Genomic DNA, 24,336 nt, shown 5'->3' with positions numbered 1-24,336 from the left:
TCATCCGTGCAGAAAATGCAGAAGGACGAAGCGGCGCCTTGAAAATCCAATCTCCGCCGCACGATCATGAGCCAATACCGTCCCCCGCTGTCCGACATCGCCTTCCTGCTCAAGCAGGTCTTTCCGCTCGACGAGCACGCCCGCCGCTGCGGTTTCGATTTCGATGCCGATACCGCGCTCGCCATCGCCGAAGAAGCCGGCAAGTTCGCCGCCGACGTGATCGATCCGCTCAACCGCATCAGCGACGTGCAGGGCGCGCGCTGGAAAGATTCCGAAGTCGCCACCACGCCCGGGTTCAAGGACGCCTACAAGGCCTTCTGCGAAGGCGGCTGGAACGGCCTGCGCTTCCCCGAGGAGTACGGCGGCCAGGGACTGTGCGCCGTGATGGCGACCGTCGTCGATGAAATGTGGCATGCGGCGAGCTTCAGCTTCGCGCTGTGCCCGATGCTGACCAACGGCGCGGTCGAAGCGTTGCTCACCGCCGGCAGCCAGCAGCTAAGAGACACCTACCTGTCCAAGCTGGTGACGGGCGAATGGACCGGCACCATGAACCTCACGGAACCGGCCGCCGGCTCCGATCTCGCCGCCGTGCAGACGAAAGCCGTGCCGCAGGCGGACGGCTCCTACCGCATCAGCGGTCAGAAGATTTTCATCACCTTCGGTGAGCATGACTTCACCGACAACATCATTCATCTCGTGCTGGCGCGCACGCCGGATGCGCCCAAGGGCGTCAAGGGCATTTCGCTGTTCGTGGTGCCGAAGTTCCTGGTCAATGACGACGGTTCGACCGGCGCGCGCAACGACGTGCGCTGCGCCTCGCTGGAACACAAGCTCGGCATCCACGGCAGCCCCACCGCCGTCATGCTCTACGGCGAGAAGGACGGCGCTGTCGGCTACCTGGTCGGCGAGGAAAACCGCGGCCTGGAATACATGTTCATCATGATGAACGAAGCCCGCTTCTCGGTCGGCCTGCAGGGCCTGTCGATCTCCGAGCGCGCCTACCAGCATGCGCTTGCCTATGCGCTGGAGCGGGTGCAGGGCCGCGCCGTCGGCGAAGACGGCAGCCTGGGCAACACCATCCTGCGCCATCCCGACGTGCGCCGCATGATGCTCGGCATGAAGAGCCGCAACGAAGCCATGCGCGCGCTTGCAGTCTACGTCGCGATGCAGAAGGATATTGCCCATTCGGTGACGCTGGATGCCGAAGCGCGCAAGAATGCGCAGAGCCGCATGGAACTGCTGATCCCGGTGCTCAAGGGCTGGTTCACCGAGACGGCGCAGGACGTGACCTACGACGCGGTCCAGGTATTCGGCGGCATGGGTTTCATCGAGGAGACCGGCGCCGCACAGTATTACCGCGATGCGCGCATCACCACCATCTACGAGGGCACTACGGCGATCCAGGCCAACGACCTGGTCGGCCGCAAGACGGTGCGCGACCGCGGCGCGGCCGCCCATGCGCTGATCGACACGATAGCCGCCGATGCGCAGGCGCTGCGCCAGCTTGACCAGGCCGATGCGCGCGCGCTGGGCGAGCGGCTGGAGGAAGCCTGCGGCGCGCTGCGCGGCACCGTGCGCTGGCTGCTGGAGACGCAGGAAGGTGCGCCGCGCGAAGTGTATGCCGGTTCGGTGCCCTACCTGCTGTTATGGGGCAATGTCTGCGGCGGCTGGATGCATGCGCTGCGTCTCTCGGCCGCACTGAAGAATGGCGATGCCGGCGCGACCGCGGTGTCGGCCCGCTTCTACGCGGAACAGGTGCTGGCGGACGCATCTGCGTCGGCAGCGGCCATCCAGCGCGGCGGCGCCAGCGTGCTCGCCTATCCGGACAGCGCCTGGTGAGCCTGAGTCATCAAAAGGAACCGGGATGAAACGCGAACAGCTGCGCAAGCTCAAGCGCGCCGCGTCGTCGGACTGCAATGCGGAAGCGATGCAGACGCTGCTGCAGCGTTCCGTGCGTTTCGGCCACAAGCGTCTGGCGCTGCTGCGCTGCCTGCAGGCCGAGCGCATGGGTCTTGAAGTGCTGCCGGAGACGCTGCGTTACTGCCGGGAAGTCGCCGACCGCATGCCCGCCGAAGAAGTGGCGCGCATCATCCGGCAGGCCGCGCATTCATCCTGATCGTCCCGATCGAGACCGGTCCTGCCCAAAGGATGCGGTCTTGGTAACATTGCAGCTGCCATCGAACAACCCAGAAGAAAGAAAGGATTCGCCATGCAGGAAGAATTGGTATTGAGCCGCAAGGAAGGCCGCGTCGGCATACTGCAGCTGAACCGCCCGGCGCAGCTCAATGCGCTCAACGATGCCCTGATGGACGCGCTCGGCGCAGCCCTGCTCGCCATGGAAAAGGATGACGATGTCGGCTGCATCATTCTCACCGGCAGCGCCAAGGCATTTGCAGCGGGCGCCGACATTTCCGCGATGCAGCCGATGACCCTGTCCGACGTAACCCGCAACAACTTTATCGGACGCAACTGGGAAACCATACTGCAGGTGCGCAAGCCGGTGATCGCGGCGGTGGCAGGCTATGCGCTGGGCGGCGGCTGCGAACTGGCGATGATGTGCGACTTCATCATTGCCGCCGACACGGCGAAATTCGGCCAGCCCGAGATCAAGATCGGCATCATTCCCGGCGCCGGCGGCACGCAGCGCCTGCCGCGCGCGGTATCGAAATCCAAGGCCATGGACCTGGTGCTGACCGGCCGCATGATGGATGCGCAGGAAGCCGAGCGCGCCGGCCTGGTGTCGCGCGTCGTGCCCGCCGACAAGCTCGACCAGGAAGCGCTGGATGCGGCCACCATCATCGCCGGCATGTCGCTGCCGAGCGTGATTGCTGCCAAGGAAGCCGTCAACCGTGCCTATGAAACGACCCTCACCGAAGGCGTTCGCTTCGAGCGCCGCAGCTTCCATGCGCTGTTCGCCACGCATGACCAGAAGGAAGGCATGAAGGCTTTCCTGGAAAAGCGCAAGCCGGATTTCCGCCATGAGTGAAGCCGACCGCGCCGACAAGGCTGCTGACAAGACAAGCGAGATGCTGGAAATCATCGCGGGCCGCCGCTCGGTACGCGCCTTCCTGCCGACGCCGGTGGAACCCGGGATCATCGCGTCTATCCTGGAAACCGCAAGCCGCGCGCCTTCCGGCACCAATACCCAGCCATGGAAGGTCTATGTGGTGACCGGCGACATGCAGCGCCGCGTGATCGAGCGGCTCACGCAGGCGTTCAATGATCCCGAGAAGGCGGAAAAATACCGGGAAGAGTATCCGTATTACCCGAGGGAATGGACTTCGCCTTATATCGACCGACGCCGCAAGGTGGGATGGGACTTGTACACGCTGCTGGGCATCGGCCGTGCCGACAAGGAACGCATGCATGCCCAGCACCGGCGCAACGTGGAATTCTTCGGCGCGCCGGTCAGCCTGTTCTTCACCGTCGACCGCATCATGCAGCAAGGCAGCTGGCTGGATTACGGCATGTTCCTGCAGAACGTGATGCTGGCTGCGCGCGCATATGGACTCGAAACCTGCCCGCAGGCGGCGATGAATGAATTCCATCCCATCCTGCGCGAGATGCTGGGCTGGCCGGACAATGAAATGATGGTCTGCAGCATGTCCCTGGGCTACGAGGACACCGGCGACATCAGCGGCCGGCTGGTCACCGAGCGGGAACCGGTGGAAAATTTCGTTCGCTTCTTTTCCTGAATCCGCAGAAAGACCGCCAGCGTCAGGAACCAGACAAAACTACATCGGTCATTAACGAATGAGTACTGACGATGGAGTTGTCATGACAGTGACGGAAATTCTGGAATTCATCAAATGTACCGAGACGGCGGAAGTGGATGCAACCACGGTTGCCGAAATTTATGCACATGCACTTTCTTCCATCGAAGGCAACATTTCGGAGACGGACATGCGCCGGCTGCTGCTGCTTGGCGCGGCGATGTACCGTAACAGCGAGAGAGGCAGGGGCATCGATCTGCAGATGCCTTATTCTTCCGTCGAGGAACAAGTATCCGACTTCTACACCGACCTGAGTCCCAAGGGCGGCCTGCACTAGTGTCCTGATTGTGCCTCCGGCGGCATAGCCATGCCTTCGTGCATGGCTATGCCGGCGTATCGGCGCCTTCTCCATTCTCCCATCCTTTACAGCCGCTGTGCATGAGGCGCCGGCGCGCCGGCTTCCGTATGCGCGCGCCGGGATCGCAATGATCGCAATGATCGTATGGCGCAACCCGCCGCGTTCCTCAAAAACTTTCAATCCCTCACCATTTCTCACCAAATCCCCTTGCGGCGGCCCCGTCTGGGTATCGTGCAGTCACGGCAACAGCAACGCATAGAAAAAAAACCGCTGATCAAAGGCGTGCAGTCGGCCACGACAACAAATGCAGATCAACTGGGAGATCATAATGACGAACGCCGCCGCTACGGACGTCGATGCGCTTTGCCCTGCCGCCATCGATGTCAATGCCTTATTCCTGCAATACTACCGCCAGCTCCATCGCTTTGTGCTGCGCTATGTCCGCAATCCCGAAGATGCCGAGGATGTGGTGCAGTCGACCTTCCTCGAAGCGCTGCGCTGCGCCGAGCGCTTTTCCGGGCTCTCCAAGCCATCGACCTGGCTGTTCGGGATTGCGCTCAACCTGGCGCGCAACCATGTGCGCCGCACGACTTCTTCTCTGTGCGACGCCATCGACGAAGCCGAGCTGGAGCAGATCATCGACCAGCACTGCATCGACCCGATGATGGTAATCGAATCGCGCCAGATCGCACGCAAGGTCGGCGAGATACTCAACCGCATCGATCCGGACATGCGCGCCACCTTCGAGGCCGTGCTCGACGGCGATACGACCTATGAGGAAGCGGCGCGCCAGCTCAACATCCCGATTGGTACGGTGCGGTCCCGCGTTTCCCGCGTACGCGCGGCGGTGCGCGACGAATGCCGATGAGCGCCCTGTTCCGGCGGTGACCGGAAGGAAGCGCTGCCCTGACGTCCGGAGGTATTGACAATCAGTCATGCTTTTCGGGCGTCAATGAAGGCGCGAAGCTGGCATGACATGCAGCAGTGCAGCAATTTAATAGTATGCTGTATGCATGAGCGCAAAACCTCCCGAGCTGCTGACGAATGTCGTCGATCTCCTGCTCGATGCCGTCTTCATGGTAGACGTGCACGGGAAGATCGCGTTCGTGAGCGCGGCATGCGAGCGCATCCTCGGATACAGCCAGCAGGAACTGATCGGCCGCAGCATGCTGGACCTCGTCGCGCCGGAAGACCGGGCGAGGACGCTCGAGGAGGCAGGGCAGGTCATGGCGGGGCTTCCGCGCATCGGTTTCGAGAACCGGTACGTACGCAAGGATGGAAGCCATGCCACCCTGATGTGGTCGGCCCGCTGGTCGGAAGCCGATCAGATGCGCATCGGCGTCGCCCGCGACCTGAGCGAGCACCGGCAGCTGGAAAGGCGCCAGGCAGCGACCTATGCCATCTCCGAGGCCGCCCATGCGGCTGTCGATCTGCCTGCGATGCTGTGCGACGTTCATCACATCATTGCCCGCCTGCTGCCGGTGGCCGGCTTTGCTGCAGGCCTGCTTAACGAAGCCGACGGCAGTCTTGAATTTCCTTATGGATGCGACGGCGGCGCGGACACGCCGCTGACACAGGAACTCCATGCGGCCCGGCTGTGCGGAGAAGCGATCACCTGCGGCACGGCCATGCCGCAGGTAGTGCTTGCCGGAGCAAGCGATGCATCCATCATTGCAGTGCCCTTGACGTCTTCCGACAGGACGATAGGCGCGCTGCTCATCCGCAGCCATGACGGCTGCCGTTATGGCGAAAGCGACTGCGACATGCTGCAGTTCGTCGCTACGCAGGTGGCGGCATCCATCGAACGCTACCGGCTTCATGCCAGGCTGCTCATGCTTGCGCAGTACGATGAACTGACCGGCCTTCCCAACAGGCGGCTGCTCCATGACAGGGGCCGGCACGCGCTTGCCGTGGCCGGCCAGGAGCAGCGCCAGGCCGCGGTGCTGTATATCGATCTTGATGATTTCAAGCGCATCAACGACACGCTCGGCCATGACGCCGGCGACGAACTGCTGCGCGTGGTGGGACATCGCCTGAAGCAGTGCATCCGCATTGAAGATACCGTGGCCCGGCTGGGCGGCGACGAATTCATGGTGGTGCTCGAACATATCCAGCATGCCGACGATGCATCAAGGATCGCGGCGAAAATCCGCAGCTCCGTCATGCAGGTGATCCAGCTCGGGGAGCACCGGCTGTCGATGCGGCCCAGCATCGGCATCGCCTTGTATCCCGAGCACGGGAGCGGCATCGAACAGTTGCTTCGGCATGCGGACCAGGCGATGTATGCGGTGAAGAAGGACAAGGGTGGTGCCGGTGCGCTGCAGTCGGGAGTGTCGCCGGGACCGGGTTAGCGATTTTCGGGTGCGGATTGACGAGCACCATAGAGCGACTGCCGCCATTCTGCATCCTGCCTGCCATATTCCATTAAAAATTTTTAACACTTGGTGGAACGCCATTTACCATTACTTCAGCAGGTGGCGGTCATACTCCAGAACTTGACCCATCTGTCGACCTGTCCTCGACGAATACAGACTCAGACGAGTAATATCCCATGTAGTCTTTCAACCGTTCTGCAGTCTGCCTTTTCCACTGCGCCGGATCATTGTGGATCACGAGATCTTTCCATGCGTCTTGTGGACCGGTGGAGAAAACGTAGCGTATGGGAGTCCACACAAGCGAAGAAATTTCCTTTGCCATGCCTTTCCACACCTGGCCATGCGCATGTTTGTACTGACTGAAACTTCCACGCGCCATGGGCATCAACGCCGGCTTTTCGGCATTGAGCAGTTTCGCCAAGTTCTTCCGGCTGAAACGAATGCTTTTACTGGCCGATGTATAAGTTGCGCTGAGATGATTCACGTCCGATACTCTGTACAGATCAGAGTTCATCACGCCCCCGCTGTCCTTTGCTTCCTGCAGGCGAGCGCGCTTCATGTCGTTCAGCACGGTCGCACCAAAGATGGCGCCCGGTATTTGTCCGATGGCCCAGCCGGCAGGCATCAGCGCAAGGTCCATGATGCCGGGCAGCGCAAGGAAAGGTGCATGGGGCGCCGCCACCACGGACAAGGGCGTGGATGAAATATTGCCGGCGACGGAACCGATCACGCCGGCTATCTTCGTGCCTTCGATCACCATGTTGCGGTTGCGCAGTGTATTGGCGATGCCTTGAATCATGTAGGCGTCAACCTCGGCTGCATCCACTCCCATAGCAGCGGCGCGCAATTTCATCTGCTTGAAGATGCGTGACTTCTTCGTGGAATTGATGTCCGAGTCTTGCGTCAGGCGGGTTGCCGCCTTGCCGACGGCCTCCGTTTCCCAGAATTCCGGATCGCTAGTCATCATGAAGAGATGCTGGTTCTCTTGCACAAGATGATCAAGGGAGGGACAGCTTAATGAGCTAAGTTTTAAAACGAGCTTCAACAAGTCCGCTGCAAGACGAAGCGTCTCGTCAGGATCTTTCCGGACATTTCGGGTTTTGAGAGCTTCTACTTGGTAAAGTTGAGGCCCAAACAGTTCAATCCCTTTTTCTACAATTGCGTCTACAAAGGCTTGGCCTTGGAACGACTTGATGAATTCAAGAGCATGTGAGGACGGTGGCTCATCGTTGTTCACATAGTCACTGAAAGCTTGCACCCCGCTCAGGTCGAATTGCATCAGGTTTTCCTGCAACTTTTCCCCATATGCAGCAGTAAGCCGCAAAACCTTCGGCAACGCCTTGGCCATGCGTTCGGCCTCGTCCTGCAGGCGCATCTGCTTTCCGGTGCCGGGCACGAGTCCCTGGAACAGCGCCTGCGCGCCGCCAGGCTTGTCGGGAATCAGCGCACGGATTTCGCTGAGGTCCTCGGCAGGAACCCCAGCCCTCTTGAGCTGGCGAACCATATCGCGGATGAAGCGGTGAACCGCTTCTCTTTCACGGCTGTACAGGATGGGCTTTGCCGCGGCTCGAAGCGCCTGTTCGTCCGCCGCGCCAGCGCCTTCCAAAGTCTTCACCTGCTCGCGGAAATCCCTTATCGCGTTCGCCAGTGTGATGAACTGCGCTTCCGTGAAATTGCGGATGCCAGTTTCCGTTTTCAGGTCTTGGGCGCTGTTAATGCCTTCTCGTCGAAGGTTTTTCAATTCCTCGACATATAACGGCCGGTTCGTGACCTTGTCGCCGTTGTTGTTTGCTCGGTGCAGTTTATAGGAAGATGGTCTCAGGATTTCTCTAGAACTCATTTCATAAATGGCGTCGAAGCAGAATCATGACAAGTGAGAGATGAACAAAGGCGGTGTAATGTTCGATGCAGCGGTCCCAACGTGTAATGACACGCTTAAACTTGTTAAGCCAGGCAAAGGTCCGTTCAACCTTCCATCGCCTTCTGTAACGTCGCAGAGGACGACCATCCTGTGTGGCAGGCCGGATGCGCCCCTTGCGATGCGGTGCAATCAATTCAATGCCGCGCTCTGCGAGCCTTTGATCGAGCGGATCACTGTCATAGGCACGATCCCCAATAAGTCGTCGGGGTCGTCCCACGGTGACGGCTTCATCGAGGGTAGCTTCGACAAGGGTGACTTCATGTGGGCTAGCAGAAGCCGTGTGCACGGCGAGTGGAAGACCATGAGCGTCTGTAATAACCATGAGCTTCGTGCCCTTGCCCCGCTTGGTCTTTCCCACTTTGGATCCCCCTTTTTCGCCACTACGAAAGTGCCGTCGATGAAGCATTCGGATAAATCGATCTTTCCTGCTTGTTCCAGGTGTCGCGCCAGTGCTTCGAGTATCTGCCTCATGACACCCGCCTTGACCCATCGGGTGAAACGTCTGAAACATGTACAGCCAGATGGGAAGCGGTTGGGTAAATCAGCCCATGCAGCGCCAGTACGCAGCACCCATAGAATGCCGTTAAGCACAGCTCTATCGCTGTGGACCACTGGCCGGCCGCGTCCGTCTGCCCGCCGTACGGGAGCCGGAATGAGCGGCTCCAGAATCGCCCATTGTTCATCGGTAAGTTCTTCTCTTCGCGCCATGATGAAAACCCCGTCATGTCGAAAAGAGCGTCGACTACCTATTTATGAAATGAGTTCTAGTGTCCTGTCCCGCAAATAACTTTACACAGGCGGTGTACTTTTTCTAAGATTGAATCGGCGGTCGCCGTCCATACAAAGGGTCGTGAGTTGGCATTGTATTCATTAACGAAGCGATCTATACGTTCGGTGAGTTGAGCGACGGTTTTGAAGGAACCGCGGTGTAGTACTCGTTGATTCAGTAGTGAGAACCAACGCTCTACCTGATTCAACCATGAACTGTAGGTAGGCGTGTAATGCACATGATAGCGAGGTCGCTGTGCCAGCCATGCGCGTACCTTGGAATGTTTGTGCGTAATGTAGTTATCAATGACCAGATGAATGTCCAGGTCTTCGGGGATGGTGCGATCGAGGTGCTGCAGGAAGGCTAGGAATTCCTGATGACGATGCCGCGCCTTGCATTGGCCGACCACTTCACCAGTGGCCACATCCAGTGCTGCAAATAGCGTCGTCGTACCATGGCGGAAATAGTCATGTGCGACGCCCTCAATGTGGCCCAGCCCAGCCGGCAGCGAGGGCTGGCTGCGCTCAATAGCCTGAATCTGGCTCTTCTCGTCGACGCATAGCACCAGCGCCTTGTCTGGTGGGTTCAGATACAGGCCAACGATGTCGCGCACCTTGTCAACGAACTGCGGATCGTTTGATAACTTGAATGACTTGCTGCGATGCGGTTGTACACCGAACAGATGCAGATAACGTTGCACTGTACTTTTGGAGATACCCGTTTCGCTGGCCGCCAGGCGTACACTCCAGTGGGTCGCTATCTTGGGCTGTTCTTGCAACACCTTATTGAGCAGGTCAGCAACTTGTTCATCCTGATAGCTGCGTGGCCGGCCGGGACGGCTTTCGTCGTAGAGGCCGGCGATGCCTTGGGTCAGGTAACGCTTCCTCCAGAAGCCAACAATGGGACGGGACATGTCGAAGTGCTCGGCAATGCTGGCATTGTTCATGCCATCAGCGGACATCAGAATCATTTGTGCCCGGCGCACAATGCTATGCGGCAGCGAGCGGGAATGCGCCAAGGCTTGCAGTTCGGCACGCTCATGATCCAACAACACGATTTCAGCTTTTTTAGGGCGCCCGCGTTCCATGATCGTCTCCTCATGGTCATTACCTTAGCTTAGACAGTATTGACTAAGTAAAGTTATTTGCGGGACAGGATACTAGTCTTGCGGTCAATGGAGCGCAATTTGCGATCCGTCCCGTTGAAAAGCAAGGTGGCTTGTCCGTAAAGCTTCTCCCTGCCTCGCATCTCGCCGACTTCGACTCGTCTCCGCTCCAACTGGCTCCTTTTCTCTCCGAGGGAGTCCAGGTCCTGAAACTTGTTCTTGCTCGTCAACCTGAAAAGCTCTTTATGTGATTCTTCCAATTTCGCCTTGATGAAACTGCCAGCCTGTGCACTGGTGATATCGCCCTGGATTTTTTCAAGGAATGCCGTCCTGACAGGTTCATCGCAGCGCAGGAACTCCTCCTTGAGCTTGGAGATCGCCTTGCGTTTGTTAAAGCTGTCCACGGAACCCGCGCGTGCACGGGAAAAGCTGGGAAGGATGCGCGCATCCCGCAGTGCAGGCAGCGGCGACTTCACATACGGCACCTCCACACGGCCAATAGCGGTTTTTGTGACGACTGCAGGCGTACTCGCGGCATCGAGAAAGGTGTTGAGCCGCGCCTCCAGCAGTTTGGTCTGGTGCGCATGGCGTTCCTCGTTATCCGATAGATTCGTGCCGCCCGAGCGGGTCTTGGCCGACAGTTCCGTCACGCCGTTGAAACGGTCCTTCCATGCCTTTCCGAAAAAGGAATAGTTGTCGTGATCGGGAATAACCGAAGATGGAAATGGAATGCGCATGTCTGGGCCCTGAAGGTCTAAGCTCGCGTACGACGCCGCTTGCGCAGCGCCGGAGCGCAGGCCTTGCCGCAGCGGACAATCCGCGCGTGTCAACGGCGGATACAGCCCGGTTGGGCCTCCGCGCTCTCAGGTGAGTGGTACGGAAATGAAAACGGTTCCGTCGAACATCGGAATAGTCTCCATTTTGCTGAACCGGGCAAGGATTTCGGGAGCATCCGTGGCAATGGATAGCTCAGTCGACGGGAAGAAGATTATGCCGCCCCGGCCTCGATCCAGTCGCGGCCGTTGGCCTTGGCTTGATAGAGCCTGCGGTCGACGAGTTCTAGAAATTCGCTCAGGTCATCCTGCGAATCGGGAACGATGGTGCCGATTCCCATGCTCACCGTCACGCTGTCGGACACATGCGACTGGGCGTGCGTGATACTTTCCCTGGTCAGCAGCTTGCGGCAGCGCTCGGCCACCTGCAGTGCCGCCGCGGCATCCGTCTCCGGCAGCACCAGCATGAATTCCTCGCCGCCCAGCCGCGCGCAGAGATCGCGCGAGCGTGTGGCGGCGGCATCCAGCACATGGGCAACGCGCTTGAGGCATTGATCGCCGGCGCGGTGGCCATAGTGGTCGTTGTACTGCTTGAAGAAATCGATATCGACCAGGATGACCGAGATGGGCTGCCGGCTGGCGCGGGATTTCGCCCACTCGACATCGAGCAGCGCATCCAGCATGCGCCGGTTGGCCACGCCGGTCAGGCCGTCCTTGTAGGACAGGGTCTCGAGCTCTTCCTGCAGTTTCAGGATCTTGTCTTCGGCTTTTTTCCGTTCGCTGATGTCGAACATGAATCCGACCAGCGAGTCGACGCTGCCGTCGGGGCGGCGCAGCACATGCACCACGTCACGGATCCATACGATGTCTCCGTCCGCGGTGAGGGCGCGGTAGTCGGCTTCGTGATCAACGCCGTTCTGCGATTGGGAGACGCAGAAATCGACCGTCTTCTGCCGGTCTTCCAGGTGGATGCGTTCGGCCCAGTCGTTGACGGTTATCCAGCTCGCCTGCTTCCAGCCAAGCAGCTGCTCGATCTGGGGGCCGATATAGCTGAAGCGCATGGTCTGCCAGTCGATGCGCCAGGGGATGGCCTTGGTGGATTCCAGCAGCGTCCGGTAGAAGCTGGGATCTTCATGCGGGATAGTGGAGTCAGGGGATACGTGAGTCATCGGGCCGTCCCGCGATATGGTCATGCAGACCATTGAGTGATGGATGATCGCATTATAGGTCCGTAAATAGCCTCCCAGCGCATTGAAGTGCAGAGAAAGCCTTGAAGCGTGGTATCGCATGCATGGCCTTGGCGCAGCGTTGAATTTTTCATCACATCGCAGTGACCAACAGTCTGTCGCTTCGCGCAGCTCGACGGGTTTGTATTGAACCAGCCAGCGTAGGCGCATCGGAATCGTCGTGCCTGGAATTGCCGAAGGAGGCCATGGCAAGAGACCTTCGCGAGTGACCGCACTGTGAGTGCCCACGTTTGTCCGCATGCAAAGGCTTGGCTGCGTCTTCCTGCTGTTGCAGCAAGCAACACCTGTGTTCCATATTGAATCAATCCGCATCGAAGATGCACCGGCACCGCCTTGTCATCAGCCTGATCTGCCAATGGCATGCTACTTGCCTTGATGATGCCATCCGATATTTTTATAACGTTGAGGAGGCATCATGAACACATCCGGTTCCCGGACCGCATTCGCGGCCCTTACCGCGCTGGCGCTGTCGGCGCTGCTGCATGCACCGTCGGTCCACGCCCACGGCGATGTCACGCCGCAGGCAGTCGACACCAAGTCCCTGCCGCAGCTGGGCGAGCAATGGCGCGAGGAGAATCCCTACCGCAGCAACAAGGAGGCGATCCGCATCGGCAGCTCGGCCTACAACCAGAACTGTGCCCGCTGCCACGGCATCGAAGCCGTCTCCGGCGGCATCGCACCCGACCTGCGCAAGCTCGACCGCGACTGCACGAACATCAAGATCGAAGCCAAGAAACAGGCCTGCTACAAGGAGATCGACCAGTACTACCTGACCTCCGTACGGCGGGGCAAGGTGCGCAACGGCGCGGTGTACATGCCGCCTTTTGAAGGCACGCTGAGCCAGGAAGCGATGTGGACGGTGAAGGCTTATCTGGATACGAAGCGTGAGGTGAAGTGAGAGGTTGAAAGAATACGGCCTCTATGAGGTGCGCAATGCGCCAGCGGATTCGGGCCGCTTGCAGGCGGTTAGGCGTGCGGCAATATGCTTATGGAACGTTCCTCTCCCTGCTACGTCCCCTTGAAGGGGAGGGAGCTGGAGGCGCGACGCACTGCATTGCCCCTTGCCTCCACCACAGCAACACAAACCAAACAAATAACCAGGAGACAATCATGAAATCACTCGCATGGCGCAGACTGGCACTGCTCGGCACGCTGTTCTGCGGACTCAACGCCGCCATGCATGCGGCGCAGGCCGACCTCGACAAGGTGAAGCAGGCCGGCGTGCTGAAGGTCGCCGTCTACAAGGACATGCAGCCTTTCTCCGACAAGGATGCCGGCATCGACGTGGAGATTGCCCAGGCGCTGGCCGGGAAGCTGGGCGTGCGTGTCAGCCTGCTGCCCTTTGACGCCGGCGAGAACCTGAATGACGACCTGCGCAACATGGTATGGAAAGGGCATTACCTCGGTTACGGCCCTGCCGACGTGATGATGCATGTACCGGTCGACAACCGGCTGATGGCCGAGAACAAGAATGTGGAGATCTTCGCGCCCTACTACCGCGAGCGCGTACGCCTGGTGCGCGACGTGCGCAGGATTCCAAGCTGCGAAAGCGTCGACTGCCTGGCCGGCAGGAAGGTCGGCGTGGAAAAGGTATCGATCGCCGCCATGGTGCTGCTCGGCGAGCAGGATGGCAAGGTGCGCGACAGCGTCAAGATCTTTGACACCGCAGCAGCGGCGATGGCGGCGCTGAAGACCGGAGAGCTCGATGCGGTGCTGGCGGCCCAATCGGAGATCGAGACCGTGGTCAGGGGCGACACCAATTTTCCTCTCTCCGAACTCAATTTCCCGCGCCTGCCGCGGCAGGGCTGGGTAGTCGGCATGGCAGTCAAGCAGGGCAACCCGGAACTGGCGCGTGCCCTGCAGGCGGCGGCAAACGACTTGAGCGCCTCCGGGGAAATGGCAAGAATCTTCGCGAAGTATGGAGTCACGCCGACCAAACCCTGAGCCTATGCCGACCGCATCGCTGCACTGCCTGCCCGCCGTTGCCGCGGCGCTTCTGATCTGGCTTGCCGTCGCATGGCAAAGCGATGCCGCGGCAGGCGTCCTGACCCGTGAACTGCTGGAGCGGCAATTCCCGGCGCCGCTGATGGTTGGCGACAAGGACGCCGACATTCCCGTATGGCCGCTGCTTCGACAGAACGCAACGGCCACCGAGCTGGTCGGCTACCTGTTCGAGTCCGTCGACTTTGCCGCCGTGCCGGGCTTTTCCGGTGTGCCGGTGAATCTGCTGGTGGCGCTGGATGCAGCTGGCGGCTTTCTTGATGTGCAGGTGCTGTCGCATCATGAACCGGTCTTCCTTGAAGGGTTGGGCGAAGCGCCGCTCAAGCGCTTCGTCAGCCAGTATCGCGGCCTGTCGCTGAAGCAGAACATCGCGATCGGTGCGGAGCAGGGGGGCGGGACCAGTGCGAATGAAGGCGGCAATGTGCGGATCGACGGTGTTGCCAAAGCCACCGCATCGGTACGCATCATCAACCAGAGCGTGCTGTCATCTGCACTCAAGATCGCGCGCAAGAAGCTCGGCTTTTCGGGTGCGCGTGATCCGGACCAGATTGCACGGATACGCAGCGATGTCAGCGATGTGCTGGACATGCCGGCGCTGCGCGAAGGCGGGCTGATCAAGTCGATGCGCGTTCTGAATGGCGAAGTGGAAAAGGCATTCAAGGGTACGCCCGGAGAAGGCCTCGACGGCGAAGCACTGGCGCGGCCCGACGAGGTCTTTATCGACATGCAGACGGCACTGGTGTCGGTGCCCACGATAGGACGCAGCCTGCTCGACGATGCCAGCCTGAAACGGCTCGAGGGCCGTCTCGAAGACGGTGACCATGCGCTGCTGATCCACTGGGGCGGGCGTTACGGACCCGTTTCGGACAGCTTCAGGCCGGGCACGGTACCCGACCGCCTCGTGCTGTCCCAGGGCGGATTGCCGATCGAAATGCGCGACCTCAATCTCGATCTGCGGCTGCGCAGCGCGCAAGGTGGTCCGCCGGGAGAGATGATGGTGTTCCGTATCATCAGCCAGGCCGGGCTCGATCCGTCGCAGCCGCTGGATCTGAGCTTGCGCGTGACGCGTCTCAAGGGCATGATCTATCCCGAGCGCATCGCACAGGAATTCCGTTTCGCCTACCGTCTGCCCGAGCGCTACTATCACGCGAGCGCAACGGACAACAAGACCTGGCTGCCGGTATGGAAACAGCGCTGGACGGATCTCGCCATCGCTGCGGCTGGCCTGGTGCTGCTGTTCGCGGCGCTCGCTGCGCAGAAGCGGCTCACCATCAACGCGAAGCGCTTCTACCGTTTCCGCATTGCCTTTCTTGCCTTCACTTTGTTCTTTATTGGCTGGCATGCGCAGGGGCAGCTGTCAATCGTCAATATCACCGGTGCGGTCCAGGCTTTGAAGGAAGGCCGCAGCCTTGAATTCATGCTGTACGACCCGGTTTCCATCGTGCTGTGGTGCGGCGCGCTGGTATCGCTGCTGGTGTGGGGGCGCGGTACTTTCTGCGGCTGGCTGTGCCCGTTCGGCGCGCTGCAGGAGTTGACCGGCAAGCTGGGACAACGGCTGCGGCTGCCACAGCTGCGGCTCAAGCCGGCGGTCGATGCCAGGCTCAAGCTGCTGAAGTACGGCGTGCTGGCCGCGATCCTTGCCAGCATATTCATCGCGCCGTCTTTAACCGACAAGCTGGTGGAGGTCGAACCGTTCAAGACCGCAATCACCCTCAACTTCGTCCGGTCCTGGCCCTTAGTGCTGTATGCCGCCGGGCTGCTTGCGGCAGGCGCCATCTGCTACAAGTTCTTCTGCCGCTACCTGTGCCCCTTCGGCGCCGGCCTGGCGCTGATGGGAAGGATGCGGCTGTTTGCATGGCTGCCTCGGCGCGACGCCTGCGGCAAGCCTTGCCAGACCTGCAGGCATCGCTGCGACTATGAAGCGATCCGGCCGAACGGCACGGTGCGTTATGACGAATGCTTCCAGTGCATGGACTGCGTGGTCATCTATCGCAGCGATGACAAGTGCGCGCCGCTGATCCTGGAAAAGAAGCGGCGCACCATGGTGCCGATCGAGCCGGCATGACGACATGGCCAAGGAGGCATAAATGCAGCGCAGGACATTCATGGCGGCCGCAACCGGGCTGCTTGGGCTATCCGCTTTTTGCTGGCCGGGTGCGCCCGTTCCCGGCACGGTCGAGCGAGGCGAAGCGATTGCACCGGGCCGTCGCCTGTATCGCGGCGCCGATCTCGCTTTCGGCACCACCGTCACGATACAGCTCGTGCACGATGATGAGGACAGGGCACGGGCGGCGATCAGGGATGCGTTTGCGCAGGCCCATGCAATCGACCGGCTGATGACGGTGCATCGCGAGGACAGCCAGGTGCAGCTCCTCAATCGCCACGGCCGGCTCGATTCTCCGCACCCGCATCTGCTTGCCGTCCTGCGCGAGGCCCTGCGGCTGTCGGTATTGACGCGGGGAGCGTTCGATATCACGGTCCAGCCTCTCTGGCAGGCAACGCTGGGCGGCATCGATCGCGCTGCTGCGCACAAGCTGGTCGGCTGGCGTGATGTGCTGGCCGGCGAGCCAGAGGTACGCCTGCGCCGGGCCGGCATGGCGATTACGCTCAACGGCATTGCCCAGGGATATGCGACCGATATGGCGCTGGCGGCGCTGCAGGGGCATGGCATAAGCGATGCGCTGGTCGATATCGGCGAATTCCGGGGCAGCGGAGAACGTGCTTCGGCGCGGCCCTGGCAGGTGGGGATTGCCGATCCCCGCTCATCCTGCCTCCTGCATGCCGTGCGCCTGGACGGGCGCAGCCTGGCAATCTCCGGTGACTACGAGACTGCGTTCAGCGGCGACTTGTCGCGGCATCACATCGTCGATCCTGTTTCCGGCGATTCGCCTCTGGAGCTGGCTTGCGTCGGTGTCGCCGCGCCTGCTGCGATGCTGGCCGATGGATTGTCGACCGCCTTGATGGTGATGGGAAGCGAACGCGGGATGGCGCTTGCAAGCGTTTGGCGGGGCGTGGATGCGCTATTTGTCCGCAAGGACGGCAGTGAAGTGTGGACGAAAGGCTTTCCGCTGGTTTGAGTCATGTGCAAACGCGCTTTTGCGAAACTGTGCTGTGTTGATCAAAATTTGCGCGCCTGCTGTTGCGGACTGATACAAATCTCAACAGTCTCCCGGCTGCCCTGCCTGCATCACCGCCCGCTTGTGCGTATGAATGCATGCTCGGCATGGGCCTGACGCTGGCCATGATACTCGGCACGGCTCTTGCACTTGTGCAGCAAGCTACAGTTTCGAAAAGCAGACAGAGAGAAAAGCATGTCCGATATCCAGACCCTGAAACAAGAAGCCCGCATCTTCCCGCCATCGCCGTCGTTCGTGCGCCACGCCAGCATCGCCGGCATGGATGCCTACAAGGCCATGTGTGCCGCGGCGGAACGCGACTATGAGCTGTTCTGGGCTCAGCTTGCCCATGACAACATCGCCTGGCACCGGCGCTTTACGCAGACGCTGGATGAATCCGATGCGCCCTTCTACAAGTGGTTCGCCGACGGTCAGCTCAATGTCTCCTACAACTGCCTCGATCGCAATCTTCAGAACGGCAATGCAGACAAGACCGCCGTCGTATTCGAATCCGACAACGGTGTTGTAGCTTCGGTAAGCTACCGCGAGCTGCATGAGCGCGTCTGCAAGATGGCTAACGGCCTGCGCATGCTCGGCATCAGGAAGGGCGACCGCGTCGTCATCTACATGCCGATGTCGGTCGAAGGCATCGTCGCCATGCAGGCCTGCGCCCGCATCGGCGCTACCCATTCCGTCGTCTTCGGCGGCTTCTCCGCCAAGTCGCTGCAGGAACGCATCATCGACGCCGGCGCAGTCGCCGTCATCACCGCCGACGAGCAGGTCCGCGGCGGCAAGCAGCTGCCCCTGAAAGCCATCGTCGACGAAGCCATCGCCATGGGCGGCTGCGAGCACCTGAAGAACGTGGTGATCTACCAGCGCACCGGCGCCAATATCAACTTCGTGCAGGGCCGCGACCTCTGGCTGAAAGACGTCGTCGCCAACCAGGCCAGCACCTGCGAACCGGAATGGGTCGAGGCCGAGCATCCGCTGTTCATCCTCTACACCTCCGGCTCCACCGGCAAGCCCAAGGGCGTCCAGCATGCTTCCGGCGGCTACCTGCTGTGGGCCATGCTGACCATGAAATGGACCTTCGACATCAAGCCGGAAGACATCTTCTGGTGCACCGCCGACATCGGCTGGGTCACCGGCCACACGTATATTGCCTACGGCCCGCTAGCCGTAGGCGCCACGCAGATCGTCTTTGAAGGCGTGCCCACCTATCCCAACGCCGGCCGCTTCTGGGACATGATCGCCCGCCACAAGGCCACCATCTTCTACACCGCGCCCACCGCCATCCGCTCGCTGATCAAGGCGGCCGACGCCGACGCCAACGTGCATCCGAAGAAGTACGACCTGTCGTCGCTGCGCCTCTTGGGTTCGGTCGGCGAGCCGATCAATCCGGAAGCCTGGATGTGGTACTACCGCAATGTGGGCAACGAGAAGTGCCCGGTGGTCGACACCTTCTGGCAGACCGAGACCGGCGGCCACATGATCACGCCGCTGCCGGGCGCAACACCGATGGTGCCGGGTTCCTGCACGCTGCCGCTGCCGGGCATCATGGCGGCCGTGGTGGACGAGACGGGCAACGACCTGCCGAACGGGCAGGGCGGCATCCTGGTGGTCAAGCGGCCATGGCCGTCGATGATCCGCACCATCTGGAATGACCCGGAGCGGTTCAAGAAAAGCTACTTCCCGGAAGAGCTGGGCGGCAAGATCTATCTGGCCGGCGACGGCGCGGTGCGCAACGAGAGCACCGGCTACTTCACGATCACCGGCCGCATCGACGACGTCTTGAACGTATCGGGCCACCGCATGGGCACGATGGAGATCGAATCGGCGCTGGTGGCCAATCCCTTAGTGGCGGAAGCGGCAGTGGTGGGCAAGCCGGACGAGACGACGGGCGAGTCGATCTGTGCCTTCGTGGTGCTGAAGCGGGCGCGGCCGAGCGGCGATGAGGCGAAACAGATTGCCAAGGAGCTGCGCGACTGGGTGGGCAAGGAGATCGGGCCGATTGCCAAGCCGAAGGAGATCCGTTTCGGCGACAACCTGCCGAAGACGCGTTCGGGCAAGATCATGCGGCGTCTGCTGCGCGTGCTGGCCAAGGGCGAGCAGATCACCCAGGATGTCTCCACGCTGGAAAATCCGGCCATCCTGGAACAGATGCGGCAGGTGCAATAGACCTGCTGCATGACGTGCTGCCCGCGCCGTCACAAGCGGCGCGGGCAGCTTTTCATGGCGCCTCAGGCAGCATGGTCCTGCGCAAGCCACCAGTCTGCGAAGCCGGCCAGATCCTGGTGCCGTGAATCGATGTTCTCCAGGTCCGGGCCGACGTTCGGACTGCCGTTGGGCTCCCTGAGGATGAGAGCCGCATGCACCTGTCGCGGAATGCCGGCGAAGTAGGGCAGGTAATCGTCAACGAAGGCCACCGGTTGCAGTTCGGTAAGCGCCGCAACCTTCGGGCTGCTGCCGTACAAGGCCATGGGCGTCGCGACGATCCGTTCAATCGGAAAGCCCGCTTCGCGCAGATTCATCAGGCGGGCTTGCTCGAATTCCTTGCCGATCGCCGTCACACACACGAGCTCGTAGCCCGCGTCGTGCATCCGATGGCATGCATCGACGGCACCCGGCAGTGCAGGCAGCGATGACCAGTGCACGTGATCGAAGCACTTGCGGAACCGATCCCGCTCCTCGCCTTCCAGCCGGCGCACCGCATAGCGGTCCATTGCCCAATAGGCGTCGGGGTCGACGATGTCGGGCAGCACGCCGAACGCGCGCTCCCATGCGAAGCGGTAGGCGGTATGGTAGTCGAGCAGGACGCCGTCGCCGTCGAGGGCGATGATTTCTTTCTTCATCAATCAGTTTCCTTGCTGGTGCTTGTGTATTTGTTCATAGAGTGCGTGGAAGGGACGAGTTGCTTCCATTCGCTTTCGGTTTCTCGGCGCATGTTTCCCTTAGCGCCCGACAATCATCAAGGCTTGCCATTTATGCATGATGCCATTCCGGCGCAGTTGCGTTTGCCAAAGGATTGCCATCATAGAGGCATTGACGTATTTGCGTGGCGAGGGATATGCGTGTCCGCAACTAGGACAAGACTTGGGTCCGCTGACTTTCCCTGCAAAACTCGGAAGAAAAACCGCTCCATTTTGGTGCGAAATTTATGCCAAAATGCGCGTTCAGTAAATACAAAAGCCCTTCCTTCTATCCCTTTGTTCAGGAATCCACTATGAAGTACACCTCCGTTCATCAATTCGTGCAGCATGTTGCCGAGCGCAATCCCGGTCAGCCTGAATTCTTGCAGGCTGTCACCGAAGTCATGGAAAGCCTGTGGCCATACATCGCAAAGCACCCCAAGTATGCGGAGCACGGACTGCTGGATCGGCTGGTGGAGCCCGAACGGGTGGTGATGTTCCGCGTCTCCTGGGTGGATGATCACGGCCAGGTCCAGGTCAACCGCGGCTACCGCATCCAGCAGAGCATGGCGATCGGCCCGTACAAGGGCGGCCTGCGCTTCCATCCGTCGGTCAATCTTTCGGTGCTGAAGTTCCTGGCCTTCGAACAGACTTTCAAGAACGCACTGACGACGCTCCCCATGGGTGGCGGCAAGGGCGGTTCGGATTTCGATCCCAAGGGCAAGAGCTCGGCCGAGGTGATGCGCTTCTGCCAGGCCTTCGTGACGGAACTGTTCCGCCATGTCGGCGCCGATACCGACGTTCCCGCCGGCGACATCGGCGTGGGCGGCCGTGAGGTCGGCTATATGACCGGCATGATGAAAAAGCTGACCAACCGCGCCGATTGCGTCTTCACCGGCAAGGGCCTGAGTTTCGGCGGCTCGCTGATCCGTCCCGAAGCCACCGGCTACGGCACCGTCTACTTTGCGCAGGAAATGCTGAAGACGCGCGGCCGCTCCTTCGACGGCCTGCGCGTGAGCGTGTCGGGCTCCGGCAACGTGGCCCAGTATGCGGTGGAAAAGGCCATGGCGCTGGGCGCCAAGGTGGTGACGGTGTCCGACTCCAGCGGCACGGTCATCGACATGGACGGCTTCACTCCCGAGAAGCTCGCCATTCTCATGGACGTGAAAAACCATCATTACGGCCGCGTCAGCGATTATGCCCAGCGTACCGGCGTGCGGTTCGAAGCGGGCGTGCGCCCCTGGCATGTTCCGGTGGACGTGGCGCTGCCATGCGCCACCCAGAACGAACTTGATGCCAATGACGCCGCGACGCTGATCAGGAACGGCGTGGTATGCGTGGCCGAAGGCGCCAACATGCCGTCCACCATCGATGCCGCCAAGGCATTCGAGGCGGCCGGCGTTCTTTACGCGCCGGGCAAGGCCAGCAACGCCGGCGGCGTCGCCACGTCCGGTCTCGAGATGAGCCAGAACGCGGAACGCATCTCATGGCCGCGCGAGGAAGTCGATGCCCGCCTGCTGCAGATCATGCAGGGCATCCATGCCGCCTGCCTGCACTACGGCAAGCGCGACGACGGTACATTGAGCTATGTGGACGGTGCAAACATCGCCGGTTTCGTGAAGGTGGCGGATGCGATGCTGGCGCAGGGCGTGATTTAATTCCGCCTCTGTAACGCGCCTGTTTGAATACGACCGATGTTCAAACAGGCCGCAGCTTTGCCGGCTGCCGCCGGCGGATTGCCGACGCGCCAATCATGGCGTATGCGGCATCCAGGCGGACTACCCGATCCCCACGGGAAGATCGGGTTCCTTGCTGACGTCATCCATGGCTTGCCGGCGAGCCTGCGGCTGCATCAGCGCAACGAAATCCGACACGCCCATGGGGCGTCCCAGCAGGTAGCCCTGCGTCTGATCGCACTTGAGTTCTTTCAGCAGCGCCAGCTGCGCCTCGGTTTCCACGCCTTCCGCCACCACTTCCATATTCAGCGAGTGGGCCAGCCGGATGATGGCCGCAACGATCGATTGCCCCTTTTCATCCGTCGTCAGGTTGTTGATGAAGCTGCGGTCCACCTTCATCTGCTGTACGCCGAACTGCTGCAGATAGCTCAGGCTGGAGTAGCCGGTGCCGAAGTCGTCGATGGCAAGCTCGAATCCGGCATCCTGGAGCTGCCTGATCGCAGCCATGGTCGCTTCCGCATCCTGCATGGCCACCGTTTCCGTGATCTCGAACATCAGCATGGACGGGCTGATGCCGTGCGCGGCCGTGATGTCGAGAATATCCTCGACAATGCCCGGCGAACGCAGCTGTATCTGCGACAGATTGATCGCCACCTTCAGCTGCTTCAGTCCGCCTTCGTGCCAGACACGCATCTGCCGGCAGACTTCATCGATCACCCACTTGCCGAGCGCAATGATCTGCCCCGAGCGCTCCGCAATCGGAATGAATTCGGCCGGCGAGATCAATCCCAGGGTGCTGTGCTTCCAGCGCAGCAGCGCTTCGGCGCCGAGGAGGCTGTCGTCGGCGCAGTCGAACTTCGGCTGGTACTGCACGAAGAACTCATTCTTTTCTATCGCCGCGGACAGGCTGCGCTGGATTTCGATGGTGCGCTTCATCGCCACGTTCATCGAGGCTTCGAAAAAGCGGTAGTTGTTGCGGCCGCCGGCCTTGACCTCGTACATTGCGGCGTCCGCATGGTTGATCAGTTCATCCACGGTGGTGCCGTCGTCCGGGTAGAGCGCGATGCCGATGCTCGGCGAAATCGGCAGGCTGGCCTGGTCCGGGATCAGCGAGGTCTTGAAGCATTCGAACAGCTTTTCGGCGATATGGCTCGCCATGCCGGCATCCGGGATATTCCCCACCATGACGACGAATTCGTCGCCGCCCAGGCGCGCCACGATATCTTCCTTGCGCACCGCGTTCTTGAGCCGGGAAGCCAGTTCCTTCAGCACGCCGTCGCCCGCCGCATGGCCGAGCGAATCGTTGATCGCCTTGAAGCCGTCGAGGTCGATGAAGTAGAGAGCGAACTGCTTCTGCGTCCGGTCGGCGCTGTCGATGGCGAGCTGGATGCGTTCGAACAGCAGCACGCGGTTCGGCAGGCCGGTCAGCGCATCATGCATGGCCTGGTGCTGCAGTTTTTCGTTGACGCTCTTGAGCGTTTGCACATAGGCCGTCGTCTTCACCTGCAGCCGCGCGTCGAGCACCGACAGGACCAGCGTGATGGTCAGGATGCTGAAGGTCGAGCCGGCGATCGTGACGGCCAGCCAGTTGGTGCTGATCCCTGAAGCGGCCATGCACACCGACCCGAGCGGAAACTCGGCGGCCGCCATGCCGGTGTAATGCATGCCGACGATGGCGCAGCCCATGATCAATGCCGCGCCCATGCGCCACAGGAATACCCGCTTGATCTTGTTGCTGCGCAGGGTGGAGGCGATCCACAGCGCCGCCGTGGCGGCCACGATCGCGATGAGGATGGAGAGCGCGAAGATGAGCGGCTTGTAGCGGATGCCCGGATCCATCTCCATGGCCGCCATGCCGGTGTAGTGCATGCCTGCGATGCCGACGCCCATCATCGTGCCGCTGATGCCGAGGCGCCCGATGGAAAGGGTGCCGTGGGTTACCAGATCGAGGGCAAAGTAGGACACCAGTACCGCGATCAGCAGGGAGATCGCGGTGATGGTGAAGTCGTAGCCGAGAGGGATGGGAAGCGAGAACGAGAGCATGCCGACGAAATGCATGCACCAGATTCCGAGGCCCATCGATATGGCACCGCCTGCCAGCCACCAGCGCCGCTGCGACGACTTGCCCAGGGCGGAAATCCTGCCGGCGAGATCGAGGGTCGTATAGGAAGCGAGCGTGGCAATGCAGAGCGCCGCGAAGACGAGAGGGAGACTGTACGTCGGTTGAAGCAGGGACGGCATGGCTTGGGACATTGTTGTTACTTTGAAGAAAGAACAATGCCACAGCTTTAGGGCTTTTGCCAGAAAAGGTCTTTAAACATTTGCAAACCGGGCCGGTTTGCCCTCCGGCTTGTCAGGCCGTATAGGGTTTTT

General features: G+C 60.8%; 20 protein-coding genes. 13 read left to right on the top strand and 7 right to left on the bottom strand.

Annotated elements, in window-relative coordinates; translation table 11 throughout:
* Window positions 1-66: 66 nt before the first annotated feature.
* The 7 genes from IGW03_RS06815 to IGW03_RS06785 all read left to right on the top strand — a co-directional run bounded on the left by IGW03_RS06815 (window position 67) and on the right by IGW03_RS06785 (window position 6,422).
* Window positions 67-1,839 carry an acyl-CoA dehydrogenase family protein gene (locus IGW03_RS06815; protein WP_194721784.1) on the top strand — a complete coding sequence of 591 codons (1,773 nt, stop codon included), beginning with the start codon at window positions 67-69 and terminating at the stop codon, window positions 1,837-1,839.
* Window positions 1,840-1,864: 25 nt separating this feature from the next.
* Window positions 1,865-2,116, top strand: a complete 252-nt coding sequence (locus tag IGW03_RS06810) for a hypothetical protein (RefSeq protein ID WP_194721783.1) — start codon at window positions 1,865-1,867, stop codon at window positions 2,114-2,116.
* Between the two features lie 93 nt (window positions 2,117-2,209).
* The gene (locus IGW03_RS06805; protein WP_194721782.1) at window positions 2,210-2,986 is read left to right on the top strand and encodes an enoyl-CoA hydratase; all 777 of its coding nucleotides are present in this window, start codon (window positions 2,210-2,212) and stop codon (window positions 2,984-2,986) included.
* Window positions 2,979-3,695, top strand: coding sequence for a nitroreductase (locus IGW03_RS06800; RefSeq protein WP_194721781.1), 717 nt, complete (start codon window positions 2,979-2,981; stop codon window positions 3,693-3,695). The genes IGW03_RS06805 and IGW03_RS06800 overlap by 8 nt, the downstream gene beginning before the upstream one ends.
* Window positions 3,696-3,777: 82 nt before the next feature.
* A complete protein-coding gene (locus IGW03_RS06795) occupies window positions 3,778-4,050 on the top strand; it encodes a hypothetical protein (protein WP_194721780.1) in 273 nt (90 codons plus the stop codon).
* A gap of 349 nt (window positions 4,051-4,399) precedes the next feature.
* Window positions 4,400-4,939 (top strand): RNA polymerase sigma factor, encoded by a 540-nt coding sequence (locus tag IGW03_RS06790; RefSeq protein ID WP_228535157.1) that lies wholly within the window; start codon window positions 4,400-4,402, stop codon window positions 4,937-4,939.
* 145 nt (window positions 4,940-5,084) lie between these two features.
* Entirely contained in the window at window positions 5,085-6,422 is a 1,338-nt protein-coding gene (locus tag IGW03_RS06785) for a GGDEF domain-containing protein (protein WP_194721778.1), read from the top strand.
* A 130-nt stretch (window positions 6,423-6,552) separates the two neighbouring features.
* On the opposite strand, the gene IGW03_RS06780 is transcribed toward IGW03_RS06785, so the two are convergent.
* The 5 genes from IGW03_RS06780 to IGW03_RS06760 form a co-directional block, all read right to left on the bottom strand.
* On the bottom strand, window positions 6,553-8,286 hold the full coding sequence (locus IGW03_RS06780) for a hypothetical protein (protein WP_194721777.1): 1,734 nt from the start codon (window positions 8,284-8,286) through the stop codon (window positions 6,553-6,555).
* A 1-nt stretch (window position 8,287) separates the two neighbouring features.
* Window positions 8,288-9,075 (bottom strand): IS5 family transposase gene (locus tag IGW03_RS06775; protein WP_228535155.1). Its coding sequence is split into 2 segments (ribosomal slippage): window positions 8,288-8,733 and window positions 8,733-9,075, totalling 789 coding nucleotides; the frame shifts between segments, so codons are not numbered across the junction.
* Window positions 9,076-9,131: 56 nt separating this feature from the next.
* Window positions 9,132-10,223, bottom strand: coding sequence for an IS630 family transposase (locus IGW03_RS06770; RefSeq protein ID WP_194721776.1), 1,092 nt, complete (start codon window positions 10,221-10,223; stop codon window positions 9,132-9,134).
* 53 nt (window positions 10,224-10,276) lie between these two features.
* Window positions 10,277-10,978 (bottom strand): hypothetical protein, encoded by a 702-nt coding sequence (locus IGW03_RS06765; RefSeq protein WP_194721775.1) that lies wholly within the window; start codon window positions 10,976-10,978, stop codon window positions 10,277-10,279.
* 251 nt (window positions 10,979-11,229) lie between these two features.
* A complete protein-coding gene (locus IGW03_RS06760) occupies window positions 11,230-12,183 on the bottom strand; it encodes a GGDEF domain-containing protein (protein WP_194721774.1) in 954 nt (317 codons plus the stop codon).
* Window positions 12,184-12,676: 493 nt separating this feature from the next.
* Between IGW03_RS06760 and pedF the strand changes: the two genes are divergently transcribed.
* From pedF to acs, 5 genes are all read left to right on the top strand, one after another.
* Window positions 12,677-13,159 (top strand): cytochrome c-550 PedF, encoded by a 483-nt coding sequence (gene pedF / locus IGW03_RS06755; protein ID WP_194721773.1) that lies wholly within the window; start codon window positions 12,677-12,679, stop codon window positions 13,157-13,159.
* A gap of 212 nt (window positions 13,160-13,371) precedes the next feature.
* Window positions 13,372-14,205 carry a substrate-binding periplasmic protein gene (locus tag IGW03_RS06750; protein ID WP_228535153.1) on the top strand — a complete coding sequence of 278 codons (834 nt, stop codon included), beginning with the start codon at window positions 13,372-13,374 and terminating at the stop codon, window positions 14,203-14,205.
* Between the two features lie 4 nt (window positions 14,206-14,209).
* Window positions 14,210-16,327 (top strand): 4Fe-4S binding protein, encoded by a 2,118-nt coding sequence (locus IGW03_RS06745; protein ID WP_194721772.1) that lies wholly within the window; start codon window positions 14,210-14,212, stop codon window positions 16,325-16,327.
* Window positions 16,328-16,349: 22 nt separating this feature from the next.
* On the top strand, window positions 16,350-17,339 hold the full coding sequence (locus IGW03_RS06740; protein ID WP_194721771.1) for an FAD:protein FMN transferase: 990 nt from the start codon (window positions 16,350-16,352) through the stop codon (window positions 17,337-17,339).
* Window positions 17,340-17,573: 234 nt separating this feature from the next.
* Window positions 17,574-19,556: an acetate--CoA ligase gene (acs, locus tag IGW03_RS06735; RefSeq protein WP_194721770.1), complete on the top strand. Its 1,983-nt coding sequence runs from the start codon at window positions 17,574-17,576 to the stop codon at window positions 19,554-19,556.
* Between the two features lie 62 nt (window positions 19,557-19,618).
* On the opposite strand, the gene IGW03_RS06730 is transcribed toward acs, so the two are convergent.
* Entirely contained in the window at window positions 19,619-20,230 is a 612-nt protein-coding gene (locus IGW03_RS06730) for an HAD family hydrolase (RefSeq protein WP_194721769.1), read from the bottom strand.
* A gap of 371 nt (window positions 20,231-20,601) precedes the next feature.
* On the opposite strand from IGW03_RS06730, the gene gdhA reads away from it, so the two are divergent.
* Window positions 20,602-21,945: an NADP-specific glutamate dehydrogenase gene (gene gdhA, locus IGW03_RS06725; RefSeq protein WP_194721768.1), complete on the top strand. Its 1,344-nt coding sequence runs from the start codon at window positions 20,602-20,604 to the stop codon at window positions 21,943-21,945.
* Window positions 21,946-22,065: 120 nt separating this feature from the next.
* On the opposite strand, the gene IGW03_RS06720 is transcribed toward gdhA, so the two are convergent.
* Entirely contained in the window at window positions 22,066-24,216 is a 2,151-nt protein-coding gene (locus tag IGW03_RS06720) for a putative bifunctional diguanylate cyclase/phosphodiesterase (protein WP_228535151.1), read from the bottom strand.
* Window positions 24,217-24,336 lie beyond the last annotated feature (120 nt).

This window comes from Noviherbaspirillum malthae, from assembly GCF_015352985.1.
In the GTDB taxonomy this organism is placed as follows: domain Bacteria; phylum Pseudomonadota; class Gammaproteobacteria; order Burkholderiales; family Burkholderiaceae_D; genus Noviherbaspirillum; species Noviherbaspirillum malthae.
The sequence above is the reverse complement of the archived record's forward strand: the minus strand, read 5'-3'. Positions and strand labels throughout refer to the sequence as shown.

Coding starts and splice junctions, on each gene's coding strand:
- IGW03_RS06815 (WP_194721784.1), top strand. CDS start 67: ATGAGCCAATACCGTCCCCCGCTGTCCGACATCGCCTTCCTGCTCAAG.
- IGW03_RS06810 (WP_194721783.1), top strand. CDS start 1,865: ATGAAACGCGAACAGCTGCGCAAGCTCAAGCGCGCCGCGTCGTCGGAC.
- IGW03_RS06805 (WP_194721782.1), top strand. CDS start 2,210: ATGCAGGAAGAATTGGTATTGAGCCGCAAGGAAGGCCGCGTCGGCATA.
- IGW03_RS06800 (WP_194721781.1), top strand. CDS start 2,979: ATGAGTGAAGCCGACCGCGCCGACAAGGCTGCTGACAAGACAAGCGAG.
- IGW03_RS06795 (WP_194721780.1), top strand. CDS start 3,778: ATGACAGTGACGGAAATTCTGGAATTCATCAAATGTACCGAGACGGCG.
- IGW03_RS06790 (WP_228535157.1), top strand. CDS start 4,400: ATGACGAACGCCGCCGCTACGGACGTCGATGCGCTTTGCCCTGCCGCC.
- IGW03_RS06785 (WP_194721778.1), top strand. CDS start 5,085: ATGAGCGCAAAACCTCCCGAGCTGCTGACGAATGTCGTCGATCTCCTG.
- IGW03_RS06780 (WP_194721777.1), bottom strand. CDS start 8,286: ATGAGTTCTAGAGAAATCCTGAGACCATCTTCCTATAAACTGCACCGA.
- IGW03_RS06770 (WP_194721776.1), bottom strand. CDS start 10,223: ATGGAACGCGGGCGCCCTAAAAAAGCTGAAATCGTGTTGTTGGATCAT.
- IGW03_RS06765 (WP_194721775.1), bottom strand. CDS start 10,978: ATGCGCATTCCATTTCCATCTTCGGTTATTCCCGATCACGACAACTAT.
- IGW03_RS06760 (WP_194721774.1), bottom strand. CDS start 12,183: ATGACTCACGTATCCCCTGACTCCACTATCCCGCATGAAGATCCCAGC.
- pedF (WP_194721773.1), top strand. CDS start 12,677: ATGAACACATCCGGTTCCCGGACCGCATTCGCGGCCCTTACCGCGCTG.
- IGW03_RS06750 (WP_228535153.1), top strand. CDS start 13,372: ATGAAATCACTCGCATGGCGCAGACTGGCACTGCTCGGCACGCTGTTC.
- IGW03_RS06745 (WP_194721772.1), top strand. CDS start 14,210: ATGCCGACCGCATCGCTGCACTGCCTGCCCGCCGTTGCCGCGGCGCTT.
- IGW03_RS06740 (WP_194721771.1), top strand. CDS start 16,350: ATGCAGCGCAGGACATTCATGGCGGCCGCAACCGGGCTGCTTGGGCTA.
- acs (WP_194721770.1), top strand. CDS start 17,574: ATGTCCGATATCCAGACCCTGAAACAAGAAGCCCGCATCTTCCCGCCA.
- IGW03_RS06730 (WP_194721769.1), bottom strand. CDS start 20,230: ATGAAGAAAGAAATCATCGCCCTCGACGGCGACGGCGTCCTGCTCGAC.
- gdhA (WP_194721768.1), top strand. CDS start 20,602: ATGAAGTACACCTCCGTTCATCAATTCGTGCAGCATGTTGCCGAGCGC.
- IGW03_RS06720 (WP_228535151.1), bottom strand. CDS start 24,216: ATGTCCCAAGCCATGCCGTCCCTGCTTCAACCGACGTACAGTCTCCCT.